Here is a 25,587-nt window from a genome sequence, read left to right as displayed (position 1 = left end):
AGGCACACCTGACCCCAAGGCACACCTGACCCCAAGGCACACCTGACCCCAAGGCACACCTGACCCCAAGGCACACCCTCGTTGATCTCATCCTCGACACCGTGCGGTTCTCCACCGAGCAGCGGGAAAAGGCCGGTCTCTACGATTACCACCAGGCCCTTGCCGAGCGGATACGGACCGTCCTGGACCGGGAGGTGGTGGCGGAGATAAACCGGATCATGACGATGGGGGAGGGGGAGGAGCGGGAAGCCGCCGTGGCGGCACTGAAGCTCAAGCACGAACACTTTCTCAACCGGCCGGTGGAGTCGTTTCTGCAATAGGTGCGGAAAGCAGAAGTGAGGCAGAATGGGAAACGCCGTGTGGCCTTGGAATCAAGGGCGCACGGCGTTTTTGTTGTCGTGTGGCGAGAAGGGCTGTGGCTTGAACGTGCATGAGGCTGACCCCCGACCGCAGGGAGAGGGGTCGTGCCGAGAGTTGGGACATTCATTTCTTATTTTGAATTTAATGCGGCGGTCTCAGATGTTTTGTTGTCTCTGGACATTGTGAGCGCAGTTATTAGCGTGTTAAACTGCTCCTGTGTTAGCACGATATTGTTGCAGCTATTATTTGAGTCCTTTGAAGTTGTTGCTCTTTTTGCCTGTTTCGTCCTTGCTGGTTTGTTATTTTTTGAACTGGATGTCAAATTTAATACTGGTTGAGAGATTTTAGGAATATCTCCGGTTACTCGATCTCGATATTGTGTCCAGGCAAACCTTCCCAGTTATCCTCTATCCTTTCCGTAAAGACATTTAAAGGGCCTGCAACTATGCCATGTTCCAATTCAATTGATTGCTGCTCAGATGCCAGCCTGAGTGCTGCCTTGACCTGGTCCCACGCGCCTGGAACATTAAGGTCAACGTATTGTAGTCGAGCAGCTATGTGAGTCGGTACTTCGCAAGGCTCAAGCAGCAGCGGGATTACATAGATGTCTGTAAGTTGCTTATATCTTAAGCGTTCTATCGCATCATTAGCTTCTCTCTGCACAAAGCCCCGCTTTGTCACGCTTCGCTTGCTGAGCAAAAGCACCACTACATTTGCATCACTAAAAGCCCGCTCTATTTCCGCTTCCCAGTTCTGACCTGGCAAAAGGTGCTTAAAATCAACCCACGGTGACGCTCCCTCTTTAGCCAGAAGTTCATAATAGCGCTCGGCACTTTCGCGGTCTTCCTTGGCATAGCTAATAAAGACTTTCAGAGCCACATTATCTCCATTTATAAGTTTTGTTTTCCAACTCATTATTGAGCAGTTAGAAAGTAACATCTACCAGTATATACATGCATATACAGTTAGATGCTTGCATCTATATATAGATGCTGTCCTTGTATATACATATAGATGCTTTTAGGCAAATTGCTGCTTATCCTTTGCATCTATATCTATATGCTTTTACCGTTCCGTTCTGTCGCCCTGCCATGGCGAATCGATTATGCAATGCAAAAACGCCCGGCCGGTTCTGAGCCGGCGCGGGCGTTCTGCTTGGAGGAATTCTACCCCTGCGACCTGCCGGCGATCCCTTTGACCGCTCCCAGGATATCCGCCGGCAGGACGAAGGTCTTGGCGTTGCTCGATGTGGAGAGTCTCTGGATGGCGTTGACGTAACGGTCACCGAGGAGGAAGAGGGCGGGGAGTTCCTTGTCGCCGACCGCGCCGGCGATGTCCTCTATCGCCTTTGCCGACGCCTCGGCCAGGGTTACCTGGGCCTCGGCCTCGCGCTTTGCCGCCTCCAGCTTCCCTTCCGCCTCGCGGATCATTGCTTCCTTCTTCCCCTCCGCCTCCAGGATCATGGCCCGCTTGAGCCTCTCTGCCGTGGCCTGCTGCTCCATGGCTTTCTGCATGGAGTCGGACGGCTTGATGTCCTGGATTTCCACCGATTTCACCAGGATCCCCCAGTCGGTCACATCCTCTGAAATTATGTCCTTGAGCCTCGCCTTGATGATGTCTCGGGAGGAGAGGGCCCGGTCAAGTTCCATTTCGCCGATGATTGCCCGTAGCGATGTCATCACCAGGTTCTGGATGGCGTACTCGTAGTTGCTGATGCCGTACACCGCCTTGACCGGATCGACGATCTTGATGAAGGCGATGGCGTTGGTGACGATGACCGCGTTGTCCTTGGTGATCGCCTCCTGGGCGCCGATGTCCAGGGGGATGTCCTTGGTGGTGAGGCGGTAGGCGACGATGTCAACGTAGGGGATGATGAAGTTCAGCCCCGGCTTGAGGGTCGAGTGGTACTTGCCGAGCCGCTGGACGACGAACTCGTAACCCTGGGGGACGAGACGCACCCCCATGAAGATTGTGGTCAGAACCAGAGCAAACAGTACTCCCAGTACGATCGTTCCCGGACTCATGATTTTTCCCCCCTGTCGGTTTTTTCCACCTTGAGCAGATGTCCCTCCACGTCTACCACCCTGATCCGGTCCCCGATCTCCAGGGGCTCGTCCGCCATGCAGGGCCACTCATCCGCCCCGAGTACCGGCAACTGGAATCTGACCCGCCCCTTTTCGAAGGTGGCGGCCCCCACGATGACCAGCCCCCTCTCGCCGACGACCGCATCCTTGGATGAACCGGAAACGGTCCTGGTGCGCGGCTTGAAGAAGCGGAACCAGGCTAAGGTCAGCCCTGCCGAGAGAACGGTCCAGGAGAGGATTTGCCCGGCAATGGACAGACCGGGGAAGATGACAAGGATAATGCCCACCAGGACGGCACCGAGGCCGAACCAGATGATGGTGAATGAAGGGATTACGAGTTCGAGGCCGATGAGGACCAGCCCCGTCACAAGCCAGTGCCACCAGGATATGCTCATGCGGATCTCCTTGCCGGGAATGGACAGCCCGGGAAAAGATAGGGCCACGCCCTACGGTTGCGTGTTTTTTATGGTGTTGATCAACCCTTTATGCTGGCATCTTTACGCTGTTACCGTTCCGTTCAATCGTGCTGCCATGGCGACTCGGACCTGCAATGCACAAAACGCCCGGCCGGCTCTAAGCCGGTGCGGGCGTTTTAATTGCGGAGATTGGGCAGTTCCATGGCGACTTGTCCCCTGTGGCTGCTGCGTTGTGTCGATTAGATGGTTGTAATCCTCTTGGTTGCGGGTGTCAAGGAAGTTCTTTCCCCTGCAACCGCGTGACATGGGCGACTATGGGATGGTGTCGTTTGAATCACCCCGAAGCCCGGTAGCGCAGCAGGGGGACGATGCCCCGCGCCAGCACAGCGCCGATGATGACGGCCCCGCCGCACAGGGCGAGGGGGCCAGGGATTTCGCCGATGAAGAGCAGGGTCCAGATGGGGTTGAGCACCGGCTCTATGGTCGGGATGAGGAGCGACTCGACGGCGGTGACGTGGCGGATCGCCTTGGTGAAGAAGACGTAGGCCATGCCGAGCTGCACCACCCCCAGGGCCGCCAGCCGCAGCCAGCCGGCCGGGTCCGGGAGGTCGCCGGTCATGAAGGGGATGCCGGCCAGCCCTGCCAGCAGATTGCCGAGCAGTACCGATTCCATCGGTGAGGTGTCCTTCTGGCGGCGCATGAAGAGCGCCATCCAGGCGAAGGTGAACCCGCTGACCAGGGCGGCGATGTTTCCCCAGAGACCCGCCAGGGTCAGGCGGTCGAGGAAGAAGAGCACCATCCCCCCCATGACCACCACAAGGGTGATCCAGTCGCTGCGCCGCGGCCGCTCCCCCAGGTACCAGATGCCGAACAGGGCGGCGAAGGCGGGCGCCGTGTACTGTAGGAGAATGGCATTGGCGGCGGTGGTCAGCTTGGTGGAGACCACGAACAGGATGGCGGTGGCGGCGTAGGTGAGCGCACCCCCCAGCTGGGGAACCGACCAGGTGAAGCGGGGGCGGCCGAAGACCAGCAGGATGAGGGCGGCGGCGATGAAGCTGCGTACCCCCGAGATGGCCATGGGGTGCCACATGACCCCCTTGATCAGCACCCCGCCGAGGCTCCAGCAGAGCGCGGCGCAGAAGAGATATATCACGGCAGTCCGCCGTTCCATGGATTATCCTTTCCGGAAAGAGTGTCATGCGGGTCGGGAGTGCATCGTGCCCCACGCGGGAATCCGTTATGGCATGGGTTCGTGGAAATAGCAAGAGGAGGTGGGAGGCCGGCCGGAGAATTGTAGGGATTGATGGCGAACAGGAAAAAAATCCTGTTGAAAAATGAGACAAATTAGATACATTTAACGGTATCATCTGTCTATAAGGGGTAACAGTCATGGATATAACCATCATGAACAGCCGTGGGTTCATCGGTATCGTCTCCGCAGCGGACCTTGACGGTCTCATCCGCAATAACGAGATCCTTGCGTTCATGAGGTCCGACGGATGGGCGAGAGTAGGCATGGAGCCCATGCGCAAGAGTCAGCAACCGTTTGCCGGCGAGGGGCGGCGGGCAGAAGACCGGTCCGGGAACGGGTTCTCGACGCGTAAAGAACACTATTGTCCGTCAGGAGGGGGAGAGTCATGGTAATTAAAGTCATTTTCCAGGATGGCTATTCCGGGGTTGTCTCGTCGTCCACGCTCAACTACCTGATCGAGAAGAGAGCCGTCGTCGCCTTCAAGAGATCGGACGGGTGGGCACGAATAGGGCGGGATGTAATACGCACCAGGCAGCAGCCTCTTGACGGCCCCGACAAGCGGGAAAAGGGGCAGATCCTCTTCTAGCCGCTCCTGCCCGCAGTTCATCATGGGACGGGGGAATGCCGGACCATTCCCGGTCATTCCCTCGTCTCTCGCCGCCAGACCCCTTTTGCCCCACACTTCGTGTGCCCGTAACGTAATATTCCCACCGCATTTTTCCGAAAAAATATCTGTTGACAAATGCAACATTACATGTAATATTGCATGAAAACAAACCGCGATACTTTAATCGTGCAACCATCATGGTCAAAAGGGGGAGAAGAAATGGCGACGGCGAAAGACTTCTTAATCATTGATTGTGAGGCGCATACCATGCCTCTCGACTTCAGGAAGCATATCAACTACTACCCGGGAACGCGCTATTTCTCCAAGCCGGAAGAATCCCCCACGGGGCGGTGGTGGTGCACCAACCCCATCACGGGGGAGCGGCGGGAGAAGCCGGCCGACTGGACCAAGGAAGGGCTCATCGCGGACATGGACAAGGCGGGGATCGACATGGCCTGCATGCTGCGGGAGTCGTTCCTCGGGCTCTCCTACAACGGCGTCCCCTGTTCCACCAACTACCACGTCATCGAGGCGATGGAGCAGTATCCGAACCGGATCATCGGCTGTTCCAACGTCGGCCCCCACCTCAACCGCGGCGTGAAGAACGCCATCAAGGAGCTGGAGATCCTCCACACGGAGTACGGCTTCAAGTGCACCAAGGTCTATTCCCCGGAGGATGGCGGGCCGATCAACCACAAGGACATGATGCCCTTCTACGAGAAGTGTCTCGAACTGGGGGTGGTGGTCTTCATCCACACCGGTCTCGCCGTGGGGGGACATTCTGACTATTGCAGACCGATGCAACTTGATGATATATGTCTAACGTTCCCGGAACTGAAGATCGTCGCCTACCACTTCGGCTGGCCCGAGCACGAGACCCTGAACGCCCTTGCCTGGAAGCACAAGAACCTCTACATCGGGATGAGCGGCATGCTCGGGCCCCTCTACTACGCGCCGGTGAAGCTTGCCCACATGGTCGGCAGCATCATGAACATGATGCTCGGCAGCGAGAAGATCGTGTTCGGCACCGACTGGCCGGCCGCTCCCGCCGACCTGCAGGTCCAGGCGATCCTCAACCTCCAGATCCCGAAGGATCTGCAGGAAGGGTGGGGGTATCCCCCCATCACGGACCAGGACCGGGCGAACATGCTGGGGATAAACCTGGCGAAGCTCCTGAACATCGAGGTACCGAAAAAATACAAAAAATGGGTGAAGTGACGTGATGGTGAGCCCGGGTTGCCCGTACGGCAACCCGGGTCCACGGCAGCTCACTCGAAGGATTGGTGACCATGGGCGAGAGAAATCTGAATAACGTTGTCTACCAGAAGATCAAACAGATGATGCTCGATTACGAAATTACTCCGGGGCAGCGCCTGACGTTTGCGGATCTGGCGGAAAAGCTCGGGGTGAGTCGCACCCCGGTCAACAATGCCTTGAGCCTCCTCAACAAGGAGGGGTTTCTGGATTTTACCCCCAACCAGGGGTATACCGTCCACCAGATTACCAAGGAAGAGGCGGATCAGTTGTACGAACTGAGGACGATTCTGGAACTCGGCGCCATTGAAAAGACCATCCAGAACCTGACCCCGGCGAAGTTCAAGGAACTGGAGAAGCGGGAACGCCTGTTCAAGCAATCGGTGGATGAAAATCAGAGCAGGAGCCGCTTTTCCCTTGACGAGGAGTTCCATGCCTACATCGTCGAGATGTCGGGGAACTATTATCTGGCCGAGTATTTCCGCGAGGTGTACCAGCGGATCTTCCTCCGGCACCGGATCCGCCCCCTGAAGGGGGAGCGGGTGGTGCAGGTTCCCGCCGAGCACCACGAACTGGTGCAGGCGATCGGCAACCGCGACGTGGAAAAGGCAAAGCGGATCGTGGCGGAGCACATCGAGAGCGGCAAGCAGTACATCTATTCGTTCATCTTCGATTGATCGGAGCTGTCCATGTCGATTTCCGGCGAACATACCCTGGCTCTCTCCCTCGCACAGCGTGTCCTTGATATCCGCACCGCGCCCTTGGGGGATGCTGCCGTCCGCAAGGTCCGGCAACACCTCCTCGACGGGATCGCGTCGGCGTTTATCGGCTGCAGGAGTTCGGTTTTCGAAGACATCGCAGCCGGGATCGTTCCCAAGTGGGGCGGGGCTCTCCCCCGGGGAGAGGACTGCGCCATGGCCTGGGCCTTTGCCATCAACGGCTCCGTGTCCGAGGACGGCTCCCGGGAGGGGGCCTGCCATCCTGCGGCGGTCGTGGTGCCGGTCATCCTCGCCTTCGGCGAGGGGAAATCGCCGGAAACCATCGACCGGGCCATGGTGGCGGGATATGACGTCATGATCCGCCTGGCCCGGGCAGGCAATCCCCATTTTGCGCGCAAGGGTTTCCACGGCACCGCCGTCACGGCCCCCTTCGGTGCTGCGGCAACGCTGGCGCAACTGCGGGGTTACGATCTCGCGACCACCAGCCATGCCCTCTGTCTTGCTGCGTTGGGCGGTTCAGGCCTGATGGCGGCGTTCAAGAACGGCGGCACCCAGCCGGTGCAGGTGGGGTGGAGCGTGCGCAACGGCGTCGAAGCTGCCCTGCTGGCGGAAAAAGGTCATGGGGGGTACGGCAACGTCCTGGAAGAGGGGTTCTTCCCGGCGTACCTGGAGAAAGGGCTGCATGAATCGGTCATGGCGCCGCTCGAGAAAGAGTACGCCATCGAAGGGTGCTATCTGAAGCCCTACCCGGGGTGCCGCCACATGCATGCGTCCCTGGAGGCGTTCAGCACCATCGTCGAACAGCAGGGGATCGGGCATGGGGAGATCGCGGGAGTCAGGGTGGGGACCTACCGGATTGCCCTGGAGACCGGCATCAAGAACGTGAAGAAGCGCGGCGACGCGTATTTCAACATCCCCTATGCCATCGCCGCCCGGGCTGTTCTCGGCGTCGCCACCTACGACTCCTTTGACGAGAGGCACTTTGCCGATCCCGACATCGCGCGGCTGACCAGCCTCGTTGCCGAGAGCGTCGATCCTGATATCGAGTCCCGGTACCCCCGGCAGCGGGGGTCCCGCGTGGAGGTAGAACTGGCTGACGGCAGAACCTTCTCCCACAGTGTCAGCTATCCGCTGGGCGAGCCGGAAGCCCCCCTCTCCCTGGCGGTCACCCGGGCTAAATTCGTCAGCTGCACGGACGGCTACCTGTCCGATGACGAGCGTGAAGCTGTCCTCCGCCGCGTGGAAGGGTGTCCGGACGAACCGGCGGGAGCGGATTTTTGCGGTGTGCTGTCGCGGCGCCTTTTTTGTGACCGCTAAAATTACATGTAAAAATACATACAAAAGAACATGGTAAACCGGAGATCCCTATGAAAAACGACGCATGGAAAAAGTCTCTCGAGGCGGATTACGCAAAGCGTGGCCGCAGGAAGCCGGTGTATCTCTCCGAGTCGAGGATCGAACTGAATGATGTCTATGACCAGGACGATCTCAAGGCGGCGGGCTTCGAGGCGGAAAGGGACATCTCCCTGCCGGGCCAGTATCCGTATACCCGGGGGATCTATCCCTCCATGTACCGTGCCGAATTCTGGGCGATGGGGCAGTACGCCGGCTTCGGCAACCCCGAAGCCACCAACCTGCGGTACAAGTACCTGATGTCCAAGGGGCAGACCGCCCTGGCCGTCGCCCTGGACCTCCCGACCCAGCTGGGGGTCGAGTCCGACGACGAGCTGGCGGACGGGGAAGTGGGGAAGGCGGGGGTGGCGATCAACAGCCTCAAGGACATGGAGGCGCTGTTCGACGGCATCCCCCTGAATACCACGCGCCAGATCTTCACCACCGCCAATGCCATCGGCCCGATCATGCTGGCCCTCTTCCTCGCCACGGGGGACAAGCAGGGGGTCGATCCCTCCGAGTACGTGGTGGTGCTGCAGAACGATATTCTCAAGGAGTACGTGGCCCGCGGGGCCTATGTCTTCCCCCCCACCCCCTCCCTGAAATTCGCCGTGGACGCCATCGAGTACTGCACGAAGCATCACCCCAGGTTCAAGCCGATCTGCATCTGCGGTTCCCACATGCGCCAGGGGGGCGCCACCGCCGCCCAGGAGATCGCCTTCACCCTGTCCAATGCCCAGGCCTATATCGACGAGGCGTTGAGCCGCGGCCTGCACATCGATGACTTCGCCCCCCTCCTGGAGTGCCAGCTTTCGGTCCCCATGAACCTGTTCGAAGAGATCTGCAAGTACCGCGCATTCCGGCGGATGTGGGCGCGCATGATGAAGGAGCGCTACCACGCCCAGAAGGAAGAGAGCATGAAGTGCGTGATCCGGGTCTACACCACCGGCTACACCATGACCGCCCAGCAGCCGATGAACAACATCGTGCGGGTGACCATCGAGTGCCTGGCGGCCATCCTCGGCGGGGTGCAGAGCCTCTCCGCCAACGCCATGGACGAGGTCATCTCCATCCCGACCGAAAAGGCGGCCAAGGTCGCTCTCATGACCCAGCACATCCTCGCCAACGAGACCGGCATCGCCGACGTGGCGGATCCGCTGGGGGGCTCCTATTATATCGAGTCCCTGACCAACGAGCTGGAGCAGAAAGCGCTGGCCATCATGGAAGAGATCGCCGCCAAGGGGGGCGCGCAGAAGGCCATCGAGGAGGGGACGTACCAGGCCCACTGCCGCAAGGCGGCCAGCGAATACCAGCAGCAGATCGAAAGCGGGGAGCGGGTCATCGTCGGCCTGAACAAGTTCCAGGACGACGACGAGGTGATCGACGCCGAGAGCTTCAAGTCCGAAGAGGGGATCCAGGAGCGAATCATCGCCAAGATGCAGCAGGTCAAGGCGGAGCGGGACAATGAGGCGGTGGCCCGCTGCCTGAAGAGACTCGAAGAGGATGTGCGCGCCGGCAAGAACACGGTCCCTGCCCTGATCGACTGCGTCAAGGCCTACGCCACCATCGGCGAGATGTGCCAGGTGCTCGGCGGAGTATGGGGATATTACAAGGAGGGGTCATCATGGATGTAGCGAAACCAACCCGCAAACCGCGGGCCCTGATAGGGAAGATCGGCCTGGACGGCCACAACCGGGGCGCTTACGTGGTTGCCCATGGTCTCAGCCTCCAGGGGGTGGAGGTCATCTACACCGGCCTGCGCCAGACCGCTTCGACCGTGGCACGTGCTGCGGTCCAGGAAGATGTGGACGTGATCGGCATATCCTCCATGGTCGGCGCCCATCTCGCCATCGTCAAGAAGCTGCGGGCCGAGCTGGAAAAGCTGAACGCCCTCGATATCCCGGTGACCATCGGCGGGATCATCCCCCGGGAAGATTACGACAAGCTGTATGCCATGGGGGTCCAGAAAATTTATCCCACCGGCACGGAAGTGAAGGAGATCGCCGAGTACGTCTTCTCCCTGGTAACGGAGAAGGAGTGGAAGTGCGACGTTCCCGGGACGCTGAAAGGGAAAACCCTGCAGCAGATGTCGCTGGTGGGTACGGCATGCGCACAGTGCAGCCGGACCTATTTTCCGAAGCGCCGCAACTGCCCCCACTGTCTCGACGACGCCCACGTGAAGGATGTGGAACTGAGCAGGACCGGGAAACTGCAGAGTTTCGTCGTCACCAAGGCGGCTCCCCCCGGCTACTCCGTCCCCCATGCCCAGGGGTACGTGACCCTTGACAACGGACCGACCCTGTTCACGCTCCTCACGGAGTACGAGGAGGAGAAACTGCAGGCGGGGTGCACCATGGAGCTGAAGTGCGTGGAAACCCGCCGGGACGAGAACAACGAGCCGGTCATCGGCTACCGGTTCAAGCCGGTCTAGCATAGTACTCCCTCCCCCTAACCCTCTCCCCCGGGGAGAGGGAACTGTTCAAGAAGGAGAATCCGTCGTGAGAGATACCTATATACTCGGTGTGGGAATGAGCAATTTCGGCAAGCATCTGGACAAAGGTCTGAAGGATCTTGCCTATGGCCCGATATGGGACGCGATCCGCGACTCCAAAGTCGATCCCCACGCCATCGACATCGCCTTTGTGGGGAACGCCTACGGCGGTGTCCTCCAGGGTCAGGAGTCGGTGCGGGGGCAGGTGATCATGCGGGAAGCGGGAATCACCGGCATCCCCATCATCAACGTGGAAAACGCCTGCGCGTCCGGCTCCACCGCGTTCTACCTCGCCCATCGCGCCGTTGCCGCGGGGCAGGCGGAGCTGGCCCTGGCCGTCGGCGTGGAGAAGCTTTTCTGCGGCGACACCCCGACCAGTCTCAAGGCGCTCTCCACCTCCACGGACGTGGGGATCGAGGGGCAGATGGGGATGCTCTTCGCCGGGATCTACGCCATGCGCTTCCGGAGCTACATGGCGAAATACGGCGTCACCAGGGAGCAACTGGCGAAGGTGGCGGCGAAGAACCACCTCCATGGTTCGCTGAACCCCCACTCCCAGTACCGCAAGCCCTACTCGGTGGAGGAGATCCTGGAGTCGCGGACCATCGCCGACCCGATCACCCTGCTCATGACCTGCCCGCTGGGGGATGGCGCCGCCGCCCTGCTCGTCGGAACGCGGGAGATGGCGGAGCGGATGGGCAAGCGGCCTGTCAAGGTGGGATCGAGCATGCTCGGGAGCTTCGATATCAGCGGTCGGCAAGAGCTGTCCATTGCGGCCCGCACGTCGCAGAAGGCCTATGCCGAAGCAGGGGTGACCGCCAGGGATATCCAGGTCGCGGAGATCCACGACGCCGTGGCGCCTATCGAACTCTACCTCTACGAAGAGCTCGGATTCTGCGAGCCGGGGGGGAGCGGGCGGATGATCGATGAGGGGGCGACCCGCTACGACGGGAAGCTGCCGGTCAACACCTCCGGCGGCCTGACGGCCAAGGGGCACCCCGCCGGGGCGACGGGGATTGCCCAGCTTGCCGAAGTAACCTGGCAGATGCGGGGCGAGGCGGGGGGACGCCAGATTTCACCCCCACCCAACGTCGGCATGACGGAAAACGGCGGCGGCAACATGGCCGGCGAGACGGCGGTGGTGGCGGTCAACATTCTCAAGGGGGAGTGACCCCTTACAATTCGCACAACGCAAGTTACTAATTCGAAACCTGACTACTCGACATCAACCCCCACCCAACCCTCCCCCGCTGGGGGAGGGCAAAGAGTTCTCCCCCCGGAGGGGGGAGGAAGGAAGGGGGGCATGGCGAGTAGTAATCACATCAAATTAGTACTTGTGGAAAAACTACACACATTGAGGAGACAGATATGGGAACCAACATCAAGAAACCATTGGAAGGCGTAAGAATCGTGGACCTGACCGCCTGGCTCTCCGGGCCGTACACCACGGAGATCATGGCGCACCTGGGTGCCGAGGTGATCAAGATCGAAAAGCACGACGGAGGCGACGCCGTCCGGAACAACGGCCCCTACTTCGGCCCCAACGGCATCACCCTGAAGCGGACCGACCCCCGGGACATCTCCCTCTGCATCCTCAAGCGCTCCCGGGGCAAGAAGAGCGTCTCCCTCAACCTCAAGTCGGAGGAGGGGAAGGAAATCCTGCGCAAGCTTATCGCCACCGCCGACGTGGTGGCGGAAAACTTCCTGCCGGGGACGATGGAAAAGCTCGGCTTCGGCTACGAGGACCTGAAGAAGATCAAGGCCGACATCATCCTCGGTTCCTGCTCCGGTTTCGGCCAGGACGGCCCCTACAAGAACCTGGCGGCATTCGACCCGGTCGTCGAGGCGATGAGCGGCGTCATGGAGGTGACCGGTTACGCGGAGAACGCCCCGGTCCGTCTCGGGGTCGCCGGTGGCGACCTGATCTCGGCCCTCTACCTCGCCATCGGCCTGCAGGCGGCGTTGCGGTTCCGCGACCAGACCGGCAAGGGGCAGCATGTGGATGTCTCCATGCTCGACTCACTCTTCTCCTTCCTCATGGAAGAGAGCCTGGACGTCTTCATCGACAACAACATCCCGATCCGTACCGGCAACCGGCGTCTCCGCCTCACCCCCTTCAACTCCTACGAGTGCAAGGACGGCTATGCCGTGATCTGCAGTGCGGCCGACAGCCACTGGGTCGGGCTCTGCAAGGCGATGGGGCGCGAAGACCTGATCAAGGACCCGCGCTGCGAGAAACTCGATTACCGCCAGCAGCATGCCGACTTCGTCGACGAGACGGTGGAGGCCTGGACCAAGACCCTGACCAAGAAGGAGGTCGTCGCCAAGGTCCGCGCGGCCGGGGTCGCCTCCGGCGAGGTGGCGACCATTCCCGAGGTCCTGGACGACCCGCAGCTCAAGCATCGCGGCATGATCACCGACCTCTACCATCCGGAGTTCGGCAAGGTCAAGGGCGCGGTGGGTCACGATTTCCCCTTCCGCTTCACCGAGGCCGAAATCGGCTTCGAACTGCCGGGGGGGTACCTGGGAGCGCAGAACGAGGAGGTGCTCTGCGGCATCCTCGGCTACTCCAAGGAGGATCTGGCCAGGTTGAAGGAAAAGGATGTCATCTAAACCGATAAAACATGGGTTTAGATGTTTTATCGCAGGTTATGAACTCAACAAAGCTACGCATCGCTACCTGTACGGGTCTATGTCTCCTTTGTCCGATGATGTCATAGGTGATGCGTGTAAAGAAACGGAATGCAAAAAAAATAAAAAACTGTTGCATTAGATGACTAGTAGTTGTATAGTACAACTATCCCGATGCGGAGGACCCCTATGTCAAAGATACCCGAACTGTTGGCCAGGCCCGGCAAGATAGGCACGATGGAGCTCAAGAACAGGCTGATCATGCCGGCCATGTGCACCAATTATACCCGCAACGGTCACTTCACCGACGCGGCATGCCATTACTACGGGCTCCGTGCCCAGGGGGGGGTCGGCCTCATCATCATCGAGGCGGCGGCCATCGACTATCCCATCGGCCGCTCCGTCATCAACTGCGCCATTTCCGATGACTCCTACATCGCCAGCCACAAGAAGCTGACCGACAGCGTCCATGCCGGTGGGGCCAAGATCGCCCTGCAGATCATGCATTCCGGACGGCAGACCTCCGCGGAGACCGCCGGCACCCAGCCCCTCTCTTGCTCCTCCTTCGGCAGCGCCGAGGCGCTCGGCTACGCCACCCCGCGGGAAATGACCCTGTACGAGTGCAAAAAGACCCTCCGCCAGTTCGGCGAAGGGGCGCTGCGGGCCAAGAAGGCGGGCTACGACGCGGTGGAGGCCCACTTCGCCCACGGTTACATGCTCAGTTCCTTCCTTTCCTCCTTCATCAACAAGCGTACCGACGAGTACGGCGGTATGGAAGGGGGGCTGAAGTTCTGCTGCGAGGTGATCCAGGAGATCAAGAGGACCTGCGGCGACGATTATCCTGTCATCTGCCGGATCAACGGCGACGACTACTATCCGGCGGGGGGGGTGACCCACGTGGATTCCCGGATGATCTCCGTCGCTCTGGAGAAGGCGGGGGCTGACATGATCAACGTCTCCTCCGGCCTGCGGGAATCCAACCATCGCCTCCACGACCAGACCATGGCGTCGCCGCGGGGGTCCTGGGTCTACATGGCGGAAGGGATCAAGAAGACGGTGAAGATTCCCGTCGCCGTCGCCAAGCGGATTTCCGAGGACATGGTGGAGGGGATCCTGGAGAAGAATCAGGCCGACTTCGTCTGCATCGGCCGTCCCCAGATCGCCGACCCCGATTATGCCAAGAAGATGCTGAGCGGCAAGGCGGAGGATATCCTCCCCTGCATCTGGTGCTGCCAGGGGTGCTTCGATGTCCTCTGGATGCTCTATCCCACTACCTGTCTCACCAACCCGGCTGCCGGCCTCCTGGACGAGAAATCCCTCGACCAGTACGCCCCGGCAACGGAAAAGAAAAAAGTGATGGTGGTCGGTGGCGGTCCGGCCGGCCTGGAAGCGGCCCTCATTGCGGCCCGGCGCGGCCACGAGGTGGCCCTCTATGAGCGGTCCGCAAAAATCGGCGGCGCCTACGGCCTCGCCTCCACCTCCCCCACCAAGGCGGAGACGGCGCGGCTCTTCACCTTCTTCGAACATGCCCTCCCCAAGGCGGGGGTCACGGTAGTCCTGAACACGGAGGTCACCCCCGAGCTGGTTGAGCAGGCAAAGCCGGACGCGGTGGTCCTGGCGGTCGGCTCCGACCCGGCGATCCCGGCCAAAACACCCGGCGTCGACGGCAAGAACATCGTCGATGCCCGGGAGATCATGAGCGGCAAGGCGGCAGTGGGGGAGAAGGTGGTCATCTGGACCTGCAGCTACCAGTGCAGCTACACCTGCTGCGCCAAGCCGGCCCCCATCGAGGGGGACCCGACGGGGACCCACTCCAAGTACAGCTATGCCTGCTGCGCCGGCTATGCCGCCGTCGATACGGCCGAGTACCTCGCCTCCCAGGGGAAACTGGTGAGCATCGTCACCGAGCGGGAAGGGGTGGTTCCCGGTATGGGGTATACATCGCGCAACTACACCATCAAGCGCTTCTACAACTCCAACATCCGGGTCTGCACCAGCGCCAAGGTGAAGGAGATCAACGACAACGGCGTCGTGATCGAGAAGGCCGGCGTGGAATTCCTCCTGGATGCGGACCACGTGGTGGTGAGCGTTGGCGAGCGTTCCAACAAGACCCTTGCCAAGGCGCTGGAGGGGAAGGTGAAGGAACTGTACCAGGTGGGTGACGGCGCCAAGGTCGGCAATGCCATGAAGTCCATCGAATCGGCGTTCAACGTGGCGGTGAAGATTTAACACATCAGAGAGAACCAACGCGGGGAGGAAAACTATGAAGTATACGACAAAGGATGAGCAGCAGTATGTGAACTGTACCCTCAGCGGTCCGGTCCGGGTCTTCGTCAAGGACAAGAAGATCGTCCGTATCCTGCCGCTGGAGTATACCCAGGAGGACGATGCCAAGCCATGGTCCATCACGGCCCGTGGGGAGACCTTCGTCCGGCCGAACAAGGCGGGGATCGCCTGCTGGGTCCAGGGGAGCAAGCAGCAGGTCTACTCCAAGGACCGCCTGCTGACGCCGTTGAAAAGGGTGGATTTCGACCCGAACGGCGAGCGCAACCCCCAGAACAGGGGTGTTTCCGGCTATGAACCGATCACCTGGGACGAGGCGCTCTCCATCGTCACCAACGAGATCGTCCGGATCAAGGATGAGAACGGGCCGTCGGCCATCGCCGTGACCGGCTCCTCCCACGACTCCTGGGGGAACATCGGCTACCGGATGAGCGCCCTGGAGCGGTTCTGGAACCTGGTGGGGTGCACCTGGATCGACCACGACCCGGACAGCTGGCAGGGGTCCTACTGGGGCGCCATCCACGCCTGGGGCTTCCACTGGCGTCTCGGCCAGCCCCCCGCCTTCGACCTGCTCGGCGATACCTTCGAGAACACCGACATGATCGTCTTCTGGAGTTCCGACCCCAACACCACCTCCGGCGACTATGCCTGGAACGAGACCGATCACTGGCGCTTCCACATGAAGAAGCTCGGGATCAAGTTCGTCTTCATCGACCCCCACTGCAACTACACCTCCGTCATCGACGGGGACAAGTGGATCAAGCCGAAGCCGGGGACCGATACCGCCATGGCGCTCGCCATCGCCTACACCTGGATCAAGGAGGGGACCTACGACAAGGAGTACATCGCGAGCCACACCGTCGGCTTCGACAAGTGGGAGTCCTACCTCATGGGTAACGAGGACGGCGTTGCCAAGACCCCCGAGTGGGCCGCGGAGAAAACCGGCGTCGAGGCGAACATCATCAAAGCCCTCGCCCGGGAGTGGGCCAGCAAGCGGACCACGCTGGCCGGCGGCGGCCGCTCCGGCATGGGGCACATCATGCGCTCCTCCTACGGCCATGAATGGTCCCGCGCCATGGTCCTCCTCATGGGGATGCAGGGGCTCGGCAAGCCGGGTGTCAACTACTACTCCACCACCGGCGGCGCCCCGGCCGACTGGGAATTCTTCTTCCCCGGCTACGCCGACGGCGGCATCAGCGGCGGCAGCGCCGGTCCCAAGGACCTCGGCCCCCGCGGCTTCCCGAAGCGGGCCACGGCCAGCCAGATCCGCCAGCGGATCAACCGGGCCTGCCTCCCGGAGTGCGTTATCAGTCCGCCACAGACCTGGCGCGGCGTGTACGGCTACTACGGCCAGAGCGCCCAGCAGCAGTTGACCGAGTGCACCTTCCCGTTCCCCGGCTACTCGGAGATCAAGATGATCTACCGTCAGGGTGCCTCCTACATCGGCACCATGATGGAGACCAACCGCTTCGCCCGGATGTACCGGGATCCGAAGCTGGAGTTCGTGGTCAACCAGACCATCTACAACGAGCCGGAAGCGAAGTTCGCCGACATCATCTTCCCGGTCTGCACCAACTTCGAGCGGTACGACATCGGCGAGTGGGCCAAGATCTCCGGCTACTCCAACAAGCTCTCCCCCACCAACGCCCGGGTGGTCGTGTTCCAGCAGAAATGCATCGAGCCCCGGGGTGAGTCCAAGCCCGACTACCAGATCTTCGCGCTCCTGGCCGAGCGGCTCGGCATCGGCGAGATGTTCACCGAGGGGCATCCGGACGAGATGAGCTGGATCAAGCGGATGTACGAGGTCTCCGACCTGCCCAAGGTGATCAGCTGGGAGAAGTTCCTGAAGAAGGGGTACTACATCATTCCGCCGAAAATGGACAAGAAGCCGACGCCGGCACTGCGGTGGTTCTATGACCAGCGTCCCATCGACATACCCGATCGCCCCATGTCCACCGACCGTCCCACCAATGCCACGGAAGGGCTCTCACGCCTCTCGACGCCGACGGGGAAGATCGAGTTCGAGTCCCAGCTTCTCAAGAAATTCGATCCCAACGACAACGAGCGGCCGCCGGTCCCGCACTACGTACCGTCCTGGGAAGGTTCGGAGAGCACGGAGATCCTGAAGAAGTATCCGTTGCAGCTCATCTCCCCCCATCCCCGCTTTACCTTCCATTCCCAGCATGACGGGAAGACCCTCTGGAACGACGAGATCCCCCATCACCGCCGCCTCATCAACGGCTACCGGTACTGGGTGATCCGGATCAACCCGGCGGACGCCGCCAGGTACGGGATCAAGGAGAACGACCTGGTCAAGGTCTGGAACGACCGCGGGGTGGTGCTCTGCGCCGCCAACGTCACCGAGCGGATCAGGGAAGGGGCGGTGCACTCCTACAGCTCCGGCGGCGGGTACGATCCCCAGGGTGAGCCGGGCAACAATGCTACCATCGACAAGGGGGGGACGATCAACCAGCTGACCTCCTCGCGGTTCCTGTCGAAAAACTGTGCGGGGATGGCCCCCGGTTCGTGCCTGGTTGAAATAGCTAAATGGACTGAGGGGGTGTAACATGGCAAAATACGCAATGGCCATAGATTTGAACAAGTGCATCGGCTGCTACAACTGCCAGATCGCCTGCAAGGACGAGCACGTTTACAACGCCTTTCCGCCCATCGCCGCGGAGCAGCCCGCTTTCGGCCAGTTCTGGCTCAGCATCGAGGAGCGGGAGCAGGTGTGGGACCCTTCCCACATCAAGGTGACCTATATCCCGAAACCGTGCCAGCACTGCGACGACGCACCCTGTGCCAAGGCGGCCGAGAACGGCGCCGTCTACAAGCGGGACGACGGGATCGTCATCATCGATCCGGAAAAAGCGGTGGGGCAGAAGGAGCTGGTATCGTCCTGCCCCTACGGCTCCATCTACCTGAACGAAGAGAAGGGGCTCCCCCAGAAATGCACCTTCTGCGCCCACCTGGTGGATGACAACTGGCAGGAGCCCCGCTGTGCCCAGTCCTGCCCCATGAGCTGCATGTATTTCGGCGACGTGGAAGACCCGGAGAGCAGGATATCCAAGTTCCTCGCCGCCAACCAGGGGGAGGCGTTCCATCCCGAGTACGGCACCAAGCCGAATGTCTATTATGTCGGTCTCCCCAAGCCCAACCTCTCCGGAACCGTCCGGCTGGCGGAGGGGAACGAGTGCGCGGCGAACGTGGCCGTGACCTTTACCGGCGCCGACGGGGTGAAGCGGCAGGCGGTTACCGACTGTTTCGGCGACTTCCAGTTCAAGAACGTGGCGCCGGGGAAAGGGACGATCACCTATGAACTGGCGGGCTATGCGCCCCAGTCGTCCCCCCTCGTTCTCGACAGGGAGATCACGTTCCTCGGTGAGATCAAGCTGAACCGCTGACAGGCCACACAACCGTCATGCAGTCCCGGGGGTTCCCCCTGGATGCATGACGGTACTTTTTATTCTTCAAAATTACATGAAAAACTACATGCAATCTCCGGGTGCCCGTCATCCCGCGACTGCAAGGAGAACCCGATGAACATCCACGAATACCAGGCAAAAGCGATACTGCGGAAATTCGGCGTGCCGGTCCCGGACGGGCATGTCTGCTATAACGGGGCGAGTGCCCGGGAGTGGGCGAAGCGTCTCGGCGAAGGTCCCTGGGTGGTGAAGGCCCAGATCCACGCCGGCGGCCGGGGGAAGGGTGGGGGGGTCAAGCTGGCCCGCACCTCCGAAGAGGTACGGCTCATTGCCCGGGACATGCTGGGGATGACCCTGCGGACCCATCAGACCGGGCCGGAGGGGAAGGTGGTCACCCGGGTCCTGGTGGAAAACGGCTGCAACATCGACCGTGAGCTGTACGTGAGCCTCCTGGTTGACCGGGGGACCTCCCGGGTTACCGTCATGGCCTCCACCGAGGGGGGGATGGACATCGAGGAGGTGGCGGCAACGACCCCGGAGAAGATCTTCCGGGAAGCGGTCGATCCGCTGGTGGGGCTCACCCCGTTCCAGAGCCGCAACCTCGCCTTCTGCCTGGGGCTGACCGGCAAGCTGACCGGCAAGGCGGTCAAGCTGCTGCAGGGGCTCTACGACACCTTCCTCGCCTGCGACTGCTCCCTTCTGGAGATCAATCCCCTCGTGGTCACCAAAGAGGGGGATCTGCTGGCCCTGGACGCCAAGTTCGGCTTCGACGACAACGCCATGTTCCGCCATCTCCAGATCGGCGACATGCGGGACTTCGACGAGGAAGACCCCAACGAGATCGAGGCATCCCAGCACGACCTCTCCTATGTCTCCTTGAACGGCAACATCGGCTGCCTGGTCAACGGCGCCGGCCTGGCCATGGCCACCATGGACATCATCAAGTTTTCCGGTGGCGAACCGGCCAACTTCCTGGACGTAGGGGGCGGAGCCACCATCGAGCGGGTCACCGAGGCGTTCAAGATCATCCTCTCCGACAGGAACGTCAAGGGGATCTTCGTCAACATCTTCGGCGGCATCATGAAGTGCGACGTCATCGCCACCGGGGTCATCGAGGCTGCCCGGCAGGTATCGCTCAACGTGCCGCTGGTGGTACGCCTTGAAGGGACCAACGTGGAAATCGGCAAGAAAATGCTGGCCGAGAGCGGCCTGAACATCGTCGCCGCCGACGGGATGGCCGACGGAGCCCAGAAAATCGTCCAGGCCGTAGCCGCCTGAAGGAGAGAGCAATGAGCATACTTATCGATAAGAACACCAAGGTCATCACCCAGGGGCTCGGCGCCACCGGCCTCTTCCACGCCCAGGGGGCCCGGGAGTACGGCACGCAGATGGTAGGGGGGGTCACCCCGGGCAAGGGGGGTACGGTCATCGACGGCTTCCCCGTCTACGACACCGTCAGGGAAGCCGTGGCCAAGATCGGCGCCACCGCCTCCGTCATCTACGTGCCGCCACCCTTCGCCGCCGACTCCATCATGGAGGCGGTGGACGCGGGGCTCGACCTGGTCATCTGCATCACCGAGGGGATACCGGTCCTGGACATGGTCAAGGTCAAGCAGTACATGCAGGGGAAAAAGACCCGGCTGGTCGGCCCCAACTGCCCCGGGGTCATCACCCCCGGCCAGTGCAAGATCGGGATCATGCCGGGGTACATCCACAAGCCGGGGAAGGTGGGGGTCGTCTCCCGCTCCGGCACCCTCACCTACGAAGCGGTCTGGCAGTTGACCAACGTGGGGCTGGGGCAGTCCACCTGCGTCGGCATCGGCGGCGATCCGGTCAACGGGACGAACCATGTGGACGTGCTCCGGATGTTCGAGGAAGACCCCGACACCGAGGCGGTGATCATGATCGGCGAGATCGGCGGCAACTCCGAGGAAGAGGGAGCGCGGTTCGTCAAGGAGCAGATGACCAAGCCGGTGGCGGCGTACATCGCCGGCGTTACCGCCCCTCCGGGAAAACGGATGGGTCATGCGGGTGCCATCATCTCCGGAGGGAAGGGGACGGCGACGGAAAAGGTGGCCGTACTGGAAGAGTGCGGCATCTCCGTAGCCGCCAGTCCGGCCGACATGGCCAAGGCGCTCCTCAAAATCTACACTCCCAGGAATTGAAAAAAACGGCAGGAACAACGGGGGGTGCATGACGCGGGATAACGCTTCATGCGCCCTGGACGGGGTGATTGCATGGGAAAATACAGCGAAAATGCCAGGTACGACGTGATATCGATCAGGGTTACCGAAGACGAGAAGCGAAAAATTCAGGATATTGCCACGTCGAACAACATAAATATGACCAATTTTATCAGGGAAATTCTCTTCGGGTCAGGCCTGATAACGAAGGGGAAGATAGCTGACTCAAGCTGCTCGGATTGGATGTAGTGATGACTGCTGAAATTTGCCGAACTGACCTGATTACCTTCTTGACATGGGTATAATAAGTTGTAGAATGCAACTAAATGAGACATAACAAGACGACATATTCATTTGAAGAATCCCTTGGTCACCTGACCAGCCAGGCTTCGCGGATGATCCTGAAACGGATCAACCAGGAACTGGCGCGGCGCGACCTCCCCCTCACCTCGGACCAGTTCTCCACGCTGGTGTACGTCTGGAACCAGAACGGGCAGCCCCAGTACACCCTCGCCGAGAGCCTGAACAAGGACAAGACGACCATGACCCGGATGCTGGCCGGACTGGAGTCGGCGGGGCTGATCGTCCGCCTGCCAGGGAGCACGGATGCCCGGGAGAAAAACGTGTTTCTCACGGATCGCGGCAACCAGATGATGCAGGACGTGACGCAGGTTGTGCAGGAGGTGCTGGAAAACGCCATGGCCGGTATCGAAGAGGCGGATATCGATATCTGCAAGAACGTGCTGCGAAAATTCTACGGGAACCTGTGCAGTCTGTAGCGTCCAGCGCTCCTTCCGGCGGTGTCGCCCGGATACCCCGTTTATTCCCCCTCGGAAAATTTGGCTCTTGGCGGAAAAGTGCAAAAAAGATATTGACTCGATGTTTGATTGCATGTAATATTGCATGCAAAAGTTCAAGGAGACCACCGTGAGCGAAGTGATGCTGGAACATCCTGCAGATGGGGTAGCCCTGGTGAGGCTCAATCGGCCGGAAGCGAAGAATGCGCTCAACCTTGCCGTGCGGCAGCAGCTTGCCGAGCATTTCCGGGCGCTGGGTGCGGATCCGGCGGTGCGGTGCATCGTGCTGACCGGCGGGGGCGAATGCTTCGCCGCCGGTGCGGACATCAAGGATATGGCCGACAAGGGGGCCATCGACATGCTGCTGCGCAATGTCCAGCTCTACTGGCAGGCGATCGCGGTCTGCCCGAAGCCGATAATCGCGGCGGTCAACGGTTATGCCTGGGGGGGCGGCTGCGAGCTTGCCATGCATGCCGACATCATCATCGCCGGCGAGAACGCCTCCTTCTGCCAGCCGGAGATCAAGGTCGGGATCATGCCGGGGGCGGGGGGGACGCAGCGGCTCACCAGGGCGGTCGGCAAGTTCCAGGCCATGAAGATGATCCTCACCGGCAAACCGGTTTCGGGGCGGGAGGCCTTCTCCATGGGGTTGTGCAGCGAAGTGCTCCCCGACGACGAAGTGCAGGCCGCGGCGTTGAAAATGGCGTCGGCCATCGCTGCCATGCCCCCCATCGCGGTAGCCCAGATCAAGGAAGTGGTGCTGGCGGGGCAGGACATCTCGCTTGATGCCGCCATCATGCTGGAGCGCAAGGCCTTCCAGCTCCTCTTCGACACGGAGGACCAGAAGGAAGGGATGCAGGCCTTCATCGAAAAAAGGAAGCCGGTTTACAAGGGGAGGTAGACGATGTCGGTCGATGCCACAAAAAGCGACCTGGTGCTGGGGATTGTCGGCACGGGGATAATGGGGCGGGGGATCGCCCAGATAGCGGCCCAGGCGGGGGTGACGGTTCTCCTGTTCGATGCCAAGGAGGGTGCGGCTTCCGACGCGCGGAATTCGGTGCAGGCCGCTCTCGCCAAGCTTGCGGAAAAGGGGAAGATACCGGTGCAGGATGCCGAGGCCGCCGTCAGCCGACTTGTCATCGCCGACTCCCTCGATGCCTTCTCCGTTGCGGATATCGTTGTCGAAGCCGTTGTGGAGAACATCCAGGTCAAGCACCAGCTGTTCCAGTCCCTGGAAGGGGTCGTTGGCGACGGCTGCCTCCTGGCCACCAACACCTCGTCCCTGTCGGTGACCGAGATTGCCGCCGGCTGCCGGCTGCCGGGCCGTGTCGGCGGGTTCCACTTCTTCAACCCGGTGCCGCTCATGAAGATCGTGGAAGTCATCGACGGCATCCTGACGGAGAGCTGGGTCGGTGAAACGCTCACCTCCCTCGCTGTCCGGATGGGGCATACGCCGGTGCGGGCCAAGGATACCCCCGGCTTCATCGTCAACCATGCGGGGCGCGGCTACGTCACCGAGGCGTTGCGGGTTCTCGGCGAGGGGATTGCCGAGCATCACGTCGTCGACCGGATACTCCGGCAGGGGGCCGGCTTCAGGATGGGGCCGTTCGAACTGCTGGACCTGACGGCGCTCGACGTGTCCCATCCGGCCATGGAGGCGATCTACAACCAGTACTACCAGGAGCCGCGGCTGCGCCCCTCACCCATCGCCCGGCAGCGCCTCATGGCGGGGCTTCTGGGGAGGAAGGTGGGCCGGGGGTTCTATACCTACACCGCCGCAGGAGCAGAGGCGATCCCCGAAGCGGAGTTGCCCGCCGTCCAGCCCACCTCGGTCTGGGTCAGCTCAGCCCGCCCCGACGCCCACGCCGCCGTTACCGATCTCGTCACCAGGCTGGGGGCTCCACTGGACACGGGGACAGCCCCTGCCGCCGATGCGGTCTGCGTCGTCATGCCCCTCGGAACGGACGCGACGACCGCCTGTCTGGCCGAGAACCTGGATCCGGCCCGTACCGTTGCCCTGGATACCCTGTTCGGGCTGGATTCCCATCGCACCCTCATGACGACCCCGCTGACGGCGCCGAACGTGGCCTATGCGGCCCACGGCCTGTTCGGGAAGGACGGCGTCCCCGTCTCCGTGATCCGCGACAGCGCGGGATTCGTTGCCCAGCGGGTGCTGGCGGTGATCGTCAACAATGCCTGCGACATCGTCCAGCAGCGGGTCACCTCCCCTGGCGACCTGGATCGGGCGGTCACCCTGGGGCTCGGTTATCCCAGGGGCCCCCTGGCCTGGGGGGACGACATCGGCCCGCGGAACATCCTGACAATTCTCAACGAAATGATGGCATTTTACGGCGATCCGCGCTACCGGCCGAGCCCGTGGCTCACGAGGCGCGCCAGACTCGGCGTGTCGCTGCTTACCCCTGAAAACTGATACCGGGAGGAATAACCCATGTTGGATGCCTATATCTATGACGGTTTGCGGACACCCTTCGGCAGACATGCCGGCAAGCTGGCTTCGGTCCGACCCGATACACTGGTAGCCGGTGTCATGAAGGCGCTGCTGGAGAAAAACAGCTTCAAGCCCGACGAGGTGGAGGATGTCATCATCGGCTGCACCAACCAGGCGGGTGAGGACAGCCGGAACATCGCCCGGCATGCGGTGCTTCTCTCGGGGCTTCCGGTGACGGTTCCCGGCCAGACCGTCAACCGCCTCTGCTCCAGCGGTCTGGCGGCGGTGGTCGATGCCGCCCGTGCCATCACCTGCGGGGAAGGGGAGCTCTACCTGGCCGGCGGCGTGGAGAGCATGAGCCGGGCACCTTTCGTCTTCGCAAAGTCCGAGTCAGCCTACAGCCGCGATTTGAGGGTGTTCGACTCCACCATCGGCGCCCGTTTCCCCCATCCGGAGATCATCTCCCGGTTCGGCAATGACACCATGCCCGAAACGGGGGATAATGTGGCGAGGGATTTCGCCATCAGCAGGGAGGATGCGGATATCTTCGCCGCCGGCTCCCAGGCGAAGTACGCGAAGGCTCTCGGGGAAGGATTCTTTACCGGGGAGCTGACCCCCGTTACGATTCCCCAGGGGAAGAAGCCGCCGGTCATCGTCGATGCCGACGAGCATCCCCGTCCCGAATCGGACCTGGAGGCGCTGGCCCGCCTGAAGCCCCTCTTCGCCGACGGGGTCGTCACCGCCGGCAACGCATCGGGTGTGAACGACGGAGCCGGCATGCTGCTGGTGGGGAGCCGTTCCGTGGGGGTGAACAAGGGGGTCGAGCCGATGGCCAGGGTCGTCGCATCGGCGGCGGTCGGTGTCGAGCCGCGGATCATGGGGATCGGGCCGGTAACCGCCATCCAGAAGGCGCTTAACCGTGCGAAGCTGTCCCTCAAGGATATGGACGTCATCGAGATCAACGAGGCCTTCGCCTCCCAGGTCCTCAGCTGTCTGAAGCTGCTGGATGTACCGTTCAACGACAGCCGGGTGAATCCGAACGGCGGGGCGATCGCCGTCGGGCATCCCCTGGGGGCGTCCGGCGCCAGATTGGCACTGACTGCTGCCCGGCAGTTGAAGAGAAGCAATGGTCGCTATGCTGTCATCAGTCTCTGCATCGGCGTCGGCCAAGGGCTGGCGGTGGTCATCGAAAACGTTCGACAGTAGCACCACGTGGCGGGGGCGAATCCGGTATTCGCCCGGGG

The 25,587-nt window shown here is 61.4% G+C and carries 25 protein-coding genes; 21 read left to right on the top strand and 4 right to left on the bottom strand.

Annotation, left to right across the window (positions count from 1 at the left end):
* Positions 1-101: 101 nt before the first annotated feature.
* Positions 102-320, top strand: coding sequence for a hypothetical protein (locus KI810_RS10510; RefSeq protein WP_214175485.1), 219 nt, complete (start codon positions 102-104; stop codon positions 318-320).
* A 144-nt stretch (positions 321-464) separates the two neighbouring features.
* Positions 465-698, top strand: a complete 234-nt coding sequence (locus tag KI810_RS10505; RefSeq protein WP_214175484.1) for a hypothetical protein — start codon at positions 465-467, stop codon at positions 696-698.
* 22 nt (positions 699-720) lie between these two features.
* Here the strand turns inward: KI810_RS10505 and KI810_RS10500 are convergent, their stop codons facing one another.
* From KI810_RS10500 to KI810_RS10485, 4 genes are all read right to left on the bottom strand, one after another.
* Positions 721-1,239 (bottom strand): toll/interleukin-1 receptor domain-containing protein, encoded by a 519-nt coding sequence (locus tag KI810_RS10500; RefSeq protein WP_343213491.1) that lies wholly within the window; start codon positions 1,237-1,239, stop codon positions 721-723.
* Between the two features lie 287 nt (positions 1,240-1,526).
* Positions 1,527-2,384 (bottom strand): SPFH domain-containing protein, encoded by an 858-nt coding sequence (locus KI810_RS10495; RefSeq protein WP_214175483.1) that lies wholly within the window; start codon positions 2,382-2,384, stop codon positions 1,527-1,529.
* Positions 2,381-2,839: an NfeD family protein gene (locus KI810_RS10490; protein ID WP_214175482.1), complete on the bottom strand. Its 459-nt coding sequence runs from the start codon at positions 2,837-2,839 to the stop codon at positions 2,381-2,383. Before KI810_RS10490 ends, KI810_RS10495 begins: the two co-directional genes overlap by 4 nt.
* A 355-nt stretch (positions 2,840-3,194) precedes the next feature.
* Complete coding sequence (locus KI810_RS10485) at positions 3,195-4,031, bottom strand: DMT family transporter (protein ID WP_214175481.1); 837 nt, start codon at positions 4,029-4,031, stop codon at positions 3,195-3,197.
* Positions 4,032-4,249: 218 nt separating this feature from the next.
* Here KI810_RS10485 and KI810_RS10480 point away from each other — a divergent pair, with 218 nt between their 5' ends.
* The 19 genes from KI810_RS10480 (at position 4,250) to KI810_RS10390 (ending at position 25,549) form a co-directional block, all read left to right on the top strand.
* Entirely contained in the window at positions 4,250-4,504 is a 255-nt protein-coding gene (locus KI810_RS10480; RefSeq protein WP_214175480.1) for a GSU3473 family protein, read from the top strand.
* Positions 4,498-4,698 carry a GSU3473 family protein gene (locus tag KI810_RS10475; RefSeq protein ID WP_214175479.1) on the top strand — a complete coding sequence of 67 codons (201 nt, stop codon included), beginning with the start codon at positions 4,498-4,500 and terminating at the stop codon, positions 4,696-4,698. The genes KI810_RS10480 and KI810_RS10475 overlap by 7 nt, the downstream gene beginning before the upstream one ends.
* A 240-nt stretch (positions 4,699-4,938) precedes the next feature.
* A complete protein-coding gene (locus tag KI810_RS10470; protein WP_214175478.1) occupies positions 4,939-5,937 on the top strand; it encodes an amidohydrolase family protein in 999 nt (332 codons plus the stop codon).
* 71 nt (positions 5,938-6,008) lie between these two features.
* Complete coding sequence (locus tag KI810_RS10465; protein ID WP_214175477.1) at positions 6,009-6,650, top strand: GntR family transcriptional regulator; 642 nt, start codon at positions 6,009-6,011, stop codon at positions 6,648-6,650.
* A 12-nt stretch (positions 6,651-6,662) separates the two neighbouring features.
* The gene (locus KI810_RS10460; RefSeq protein ID WP_214175476.1) at positions 6,663-8,009 is read left to right on the top strand and encodes an MmgE/PrpD family protein; all 1,347 of its coding nucleotides are present in this window, start codon (positions 6,663-6,665) and stop codon (positions 8,007-8,009) included.
* Between the two features lie 50 nt (positions 8,010-8,059).
* On the top strand, positions 8,060-9,718 hold the full coding sequence (locus tag KI810_RS10455) for an acyl-CoA mutase large subunit family protein (RefSeq protein WP_214175475.1): 1,659 nt from the start codon (positions 8,060-8,062) through the stop codon (positions 9,716-9,718).
* Entirely contained in the window at positions 9,709-10,515 is an 807-nt protein-coding gene (locus KI810_RS10450) for a cobalamin-dependent protein (RefSeq protein ID WP_214175474.1), read from the top strand. Before KI810_RS10455 ends, KI810_RS10450 begins: the two co-directional genes overlap by 10 nt.
* A 67-nt stretch (positions 10,516-10,582) precedes the next feature.
* Entirely contained in the window at positions 10,583-11,746 is a 1,164-nt protein-coding gene (locus tag KI810_RS17590) for a thiolase family protein (protein WP_214175473.1), read from the top strand.
* Positions 11,747-11,943: 197 nt separating this feature from the next.
* On the top strand, positions 11,944-13,188 hold the full coding sequence (locus tag KI810_RS10440) for a CaiB/BaiF CoA transferase family protein (protein ID WP_214175472.1): 1,245 nt from the start codon (positions 11,944-11,946) through the stop codon (positions 13,186-13,188).
* Between the two features lie 207 nt (positions 13,189-13,395).
* Positions 13,396-15,435: an oxidoreductase gene (locus KI810_RS10435; RefSeq protein WP_214175471.1), complete on the top strand. Its 2,040-nt coding sequence runs from the start codon at positions 13,396-13,398 to the stop codon at positions 15,433-15,435.
* A gap of 34 nt (positions 15,436-15,469) precedes the next feature.
* Complete coding sequence (locus KI810_RS10430; RefSeq protein ID WP_214175470.1) at positions 15,470-18,055, top strand: molybdopterin-dependent oxidoreductase; 2,586 nt, start codon at positions 15,470-15,472, stop codon at positions 18,053-18,055.
* A gap of 1 nt (position 18,056) precedes the next feature.
* Positions 18,057-18,893, top strand: a complete 837-nt coding sequence (locus KI810_RS10425; protein ID WP_214175469.1) for a 4Fe-4S dicluster domain-containing protein — start codon at positions 18,057-18,059, stop codon at positions 18,891-18,893.
* Between the two features lie 135 nt (positions 18,894-19,028).
* Positions 19,029-20,192 carry an ADP-forming succinate--CoA ligase subunit beta gene (sucC, locus tag KI810_RS10420; RefSeq protein WP_214175468.1) on the top strand — a complete coding sequence of 388 codons (1,164 nt, stop codon included), beginning with the start codon at positions 19,029-19,031 and terminating at the stop codon, positions 20,190-20,192.
* 11 nt (positions 20,193-20,203) lie between these two features.
* On the top strand, positions 20,204-21,079 hold the full coding sequence (gene sucD / locus KI810_RS10415; RefSeq protein ID WP_214175467.1) for a succinate--CoA ligase subunit alpha: 876 nt from the start codon (positions 20,204-20,206) through the stop codon (positions 21,077-21,079).
* Between the two features lie 72 nt (positions 21,080-21,151).
* A complete protein-coding gene (locus tag KI810_RS10410; RefSeq protein ID WP_214175466.1) occupies positions 21,152-21,346 on the top strand; it encodes a plasmid mobilization protein in 195 nt (64 codons plus the stop codon).
* A 77-nt stretch (positions 21,347-21,423) separates the two neighbouring features.
* Positions 21,424-21,876, top strand: coding sequence for a MarR family winged helix-turn-helix transcriptional regulator (locus tag KI810_RS10405; RefSeq protein WP_214175465.1), 453 nt, complete (start codon positions 21,424-21,426; stop codon positions 21,874-21,876).
* 148 nt (positions 21,877-22,024) lie between these two features.
* Positions 22,025-22,795: an enoyl-CoA hydratase gene (locus tag KI810_RS10400; RefSeq protein ID WP_214175464.1), complete on the top strand. Its 771-nt coding sequence runs from the start codon at positions 22,025-22,027 to the stop codon at positions 22,793-22,795.
* A gap of 3 nt (positions 22,796-22,798) precedes the next feature.
* Positions 22,799-24,325: a 3-hydroxyacyl-CoA dehydrogenase gene (locus tag KI810_RS10395; protein WP_214175463.1), complete on the top strand. Its 1,527-nt coding sequence runs from the start codon at positions 22,799-22,801 to the stop codon at positions 24,323-24,325.
* A gap of 18 nt (positions 24,326-24,343) precedes the next feature.
* Positions 24,344-25,549, top strand: coding sequence for a 3-oxoadipyl-CoA thiolase (locus KI810_RS10390; protein WP_214175462.1), 1,206 nt, complete (start codon positions 24,344-24,346; stop codon positions 25,547-25,549).
* The last annotated feature ends 38 nt before the right edge of the window (positions 25,550-25,587 follow it).

The sequence above is a fragment of the Geomobilimonas luticola genome (genome assembly GCF_018476905.1).
Classification (GTDB): Bacteria; Desulfobacterota; Desulfuromonadia; order Geobacterales; family Geobacteraceae; genus Geomobilimonas; species Geomobilimonas luticola.
Note: the sequence above shows the minus strand (reverse complement) of the source record. Positions and strands in the feature narration are given on the sequence as shown.

Excerpts from the sequence above, each read along its gene's own strand:
- KI810_RS10450 (WP_214175474.1), top strand. The coding sequence starts at position 9,709 with ATGGATGTAGCGAAACCAACCCGCAAACCGCGGGCCCTGATAGGGAAG.
- KI810_RS10495 (WP_214175483.1), bottom strand. The coding sequence starts at position 2,384 with ATGAGTCCGGGAACGATCGTACTGGGAGTACTGTTTGCTCTGGTTCTG.
- KI810_RS10440 (WP_214175472.1), top strand. The coding sequence starts at position 11,944 with ATGGGAACCAACATCAAGAAACCATTGGAAGGCGTAAGAATCGTGGAC.
- KI810_RS10390 (WP_214175462.1), top strand. The coding sequence starts at position 24,344 with ATGTTGGATGCCTATATCTATGACGGTTTGCGGACACCCTTCGGCAGA.
- KI810_RS10455 (WP_214175475.1), top strand. The coding sequence starts at position 8,060 with ATGAAAAACGACGCATGGAAAAAGTCTCTCGAGGCGGATTACGCAAAG.
- KI810_RS10405 (WP_214175465.1), top strand. The coding sequence starts at position 21,424 with ATGAGACATAACAAGACGACATATTCATTTGAAGAATCCCTTGGTCAC.
- KI810_RS10430 (WP_214175470.1), top strand. The coding sequence starts at position 15,470 with ATGAAGTATACGACAAAGGATGAGCAGCAGTATGTGAACTGTACCCTC.
- KI810_RS10435 (WP_214175471.1), top strand. The coding sequence starts at position 13,396 with ATGTCAAAGATACCCGAACTGTTGGCCAGGCCCGGCAAGATAGGCACG.
- KI810_RS10395 (WP_214175463.1), top strand. The coding sequence starts at position 22,799 with ATGTCGGTCGATGCCACAAAAAGCGACCTGGTGCTGGGGATTGTCGGC.
- KI810_RS10480 (WP_214175480.1), top strand. The coding sequence starts at position 4,250 with ATGGATATAACCATCATGAACAGCCGTGGGTTCATCGGTATCGTCTCC.
- KI810_RS10410 (WP_214175466.1), top strand. The coding sequence starts at position 21,152 with ATGGGAAAATACAGCGAAAATGCCAGGTACGACGTGATATCGATCAGG.
- KI810_RS10475 (WP_214175479.1), top strand. The coding sequence starts at position 4,498 with ATGGTAATTAAAGTCATTTTCCAGGATGGCTATTCCGGGGTTGTCTCG.
- KI810_RS10460 (WP_214175476.1), top strand. The coding sequence starts at position 6,663 with ATGTCGATTTCCGGCGAACATACCCTGGCTCTCTCCCTCGCACAGCGT.
- KI810_RS10470 (WP_214175478.1), top strand. The coding sequence starts at position 4,939 with ATGGCGACGGCGAAAGACTTCTTAATCATTGATTGTGAGGCGCATACC.
- sucC (WP_214175468.1), top strand. The coding sequence starts at position 19,029 with ATGAACATCCACGAATACCAGGCAAAAGCGATACTGCGGAAATTCGGC.
- sucD (WP_214175467.1), top strand. The coding sequence starts at position 20,204 with ATGAGCATACTTATCGATAAGAACACCAAGGTCATCACCCAGGGGCTC.
- KI810_RS10485 (WP_214175481.1), bottom strand. The coding sequence starts at position 4,031 with ATGGAACGGCGGACTGCCGTGATATATCTCTTCTGCGCCGCGCTCTGC.
- KI810_RS10425 (WP_214175469.1), top strand. The coding sequence starts at position 18,057 with ATGGCAAAATACGCAATGGCCATAGATTTGAACAAGTGCATCGGCTGC.
- KI810_RS10465 (WP_214175477.1), top strand. The coding sequence starts at position 6,009 with ATGGGCGAGAGAAATCTGAATAACGTTGTCTACCAGAAGATCAAACAG.
- KI810_RS10490 (WP_214175482.1), bottom strand. The coding sequence starts at position 2,839 with ATGAGCATATCCTGGTGGCACTGGCTTGTGACGGGGCTGGTCCTCATC.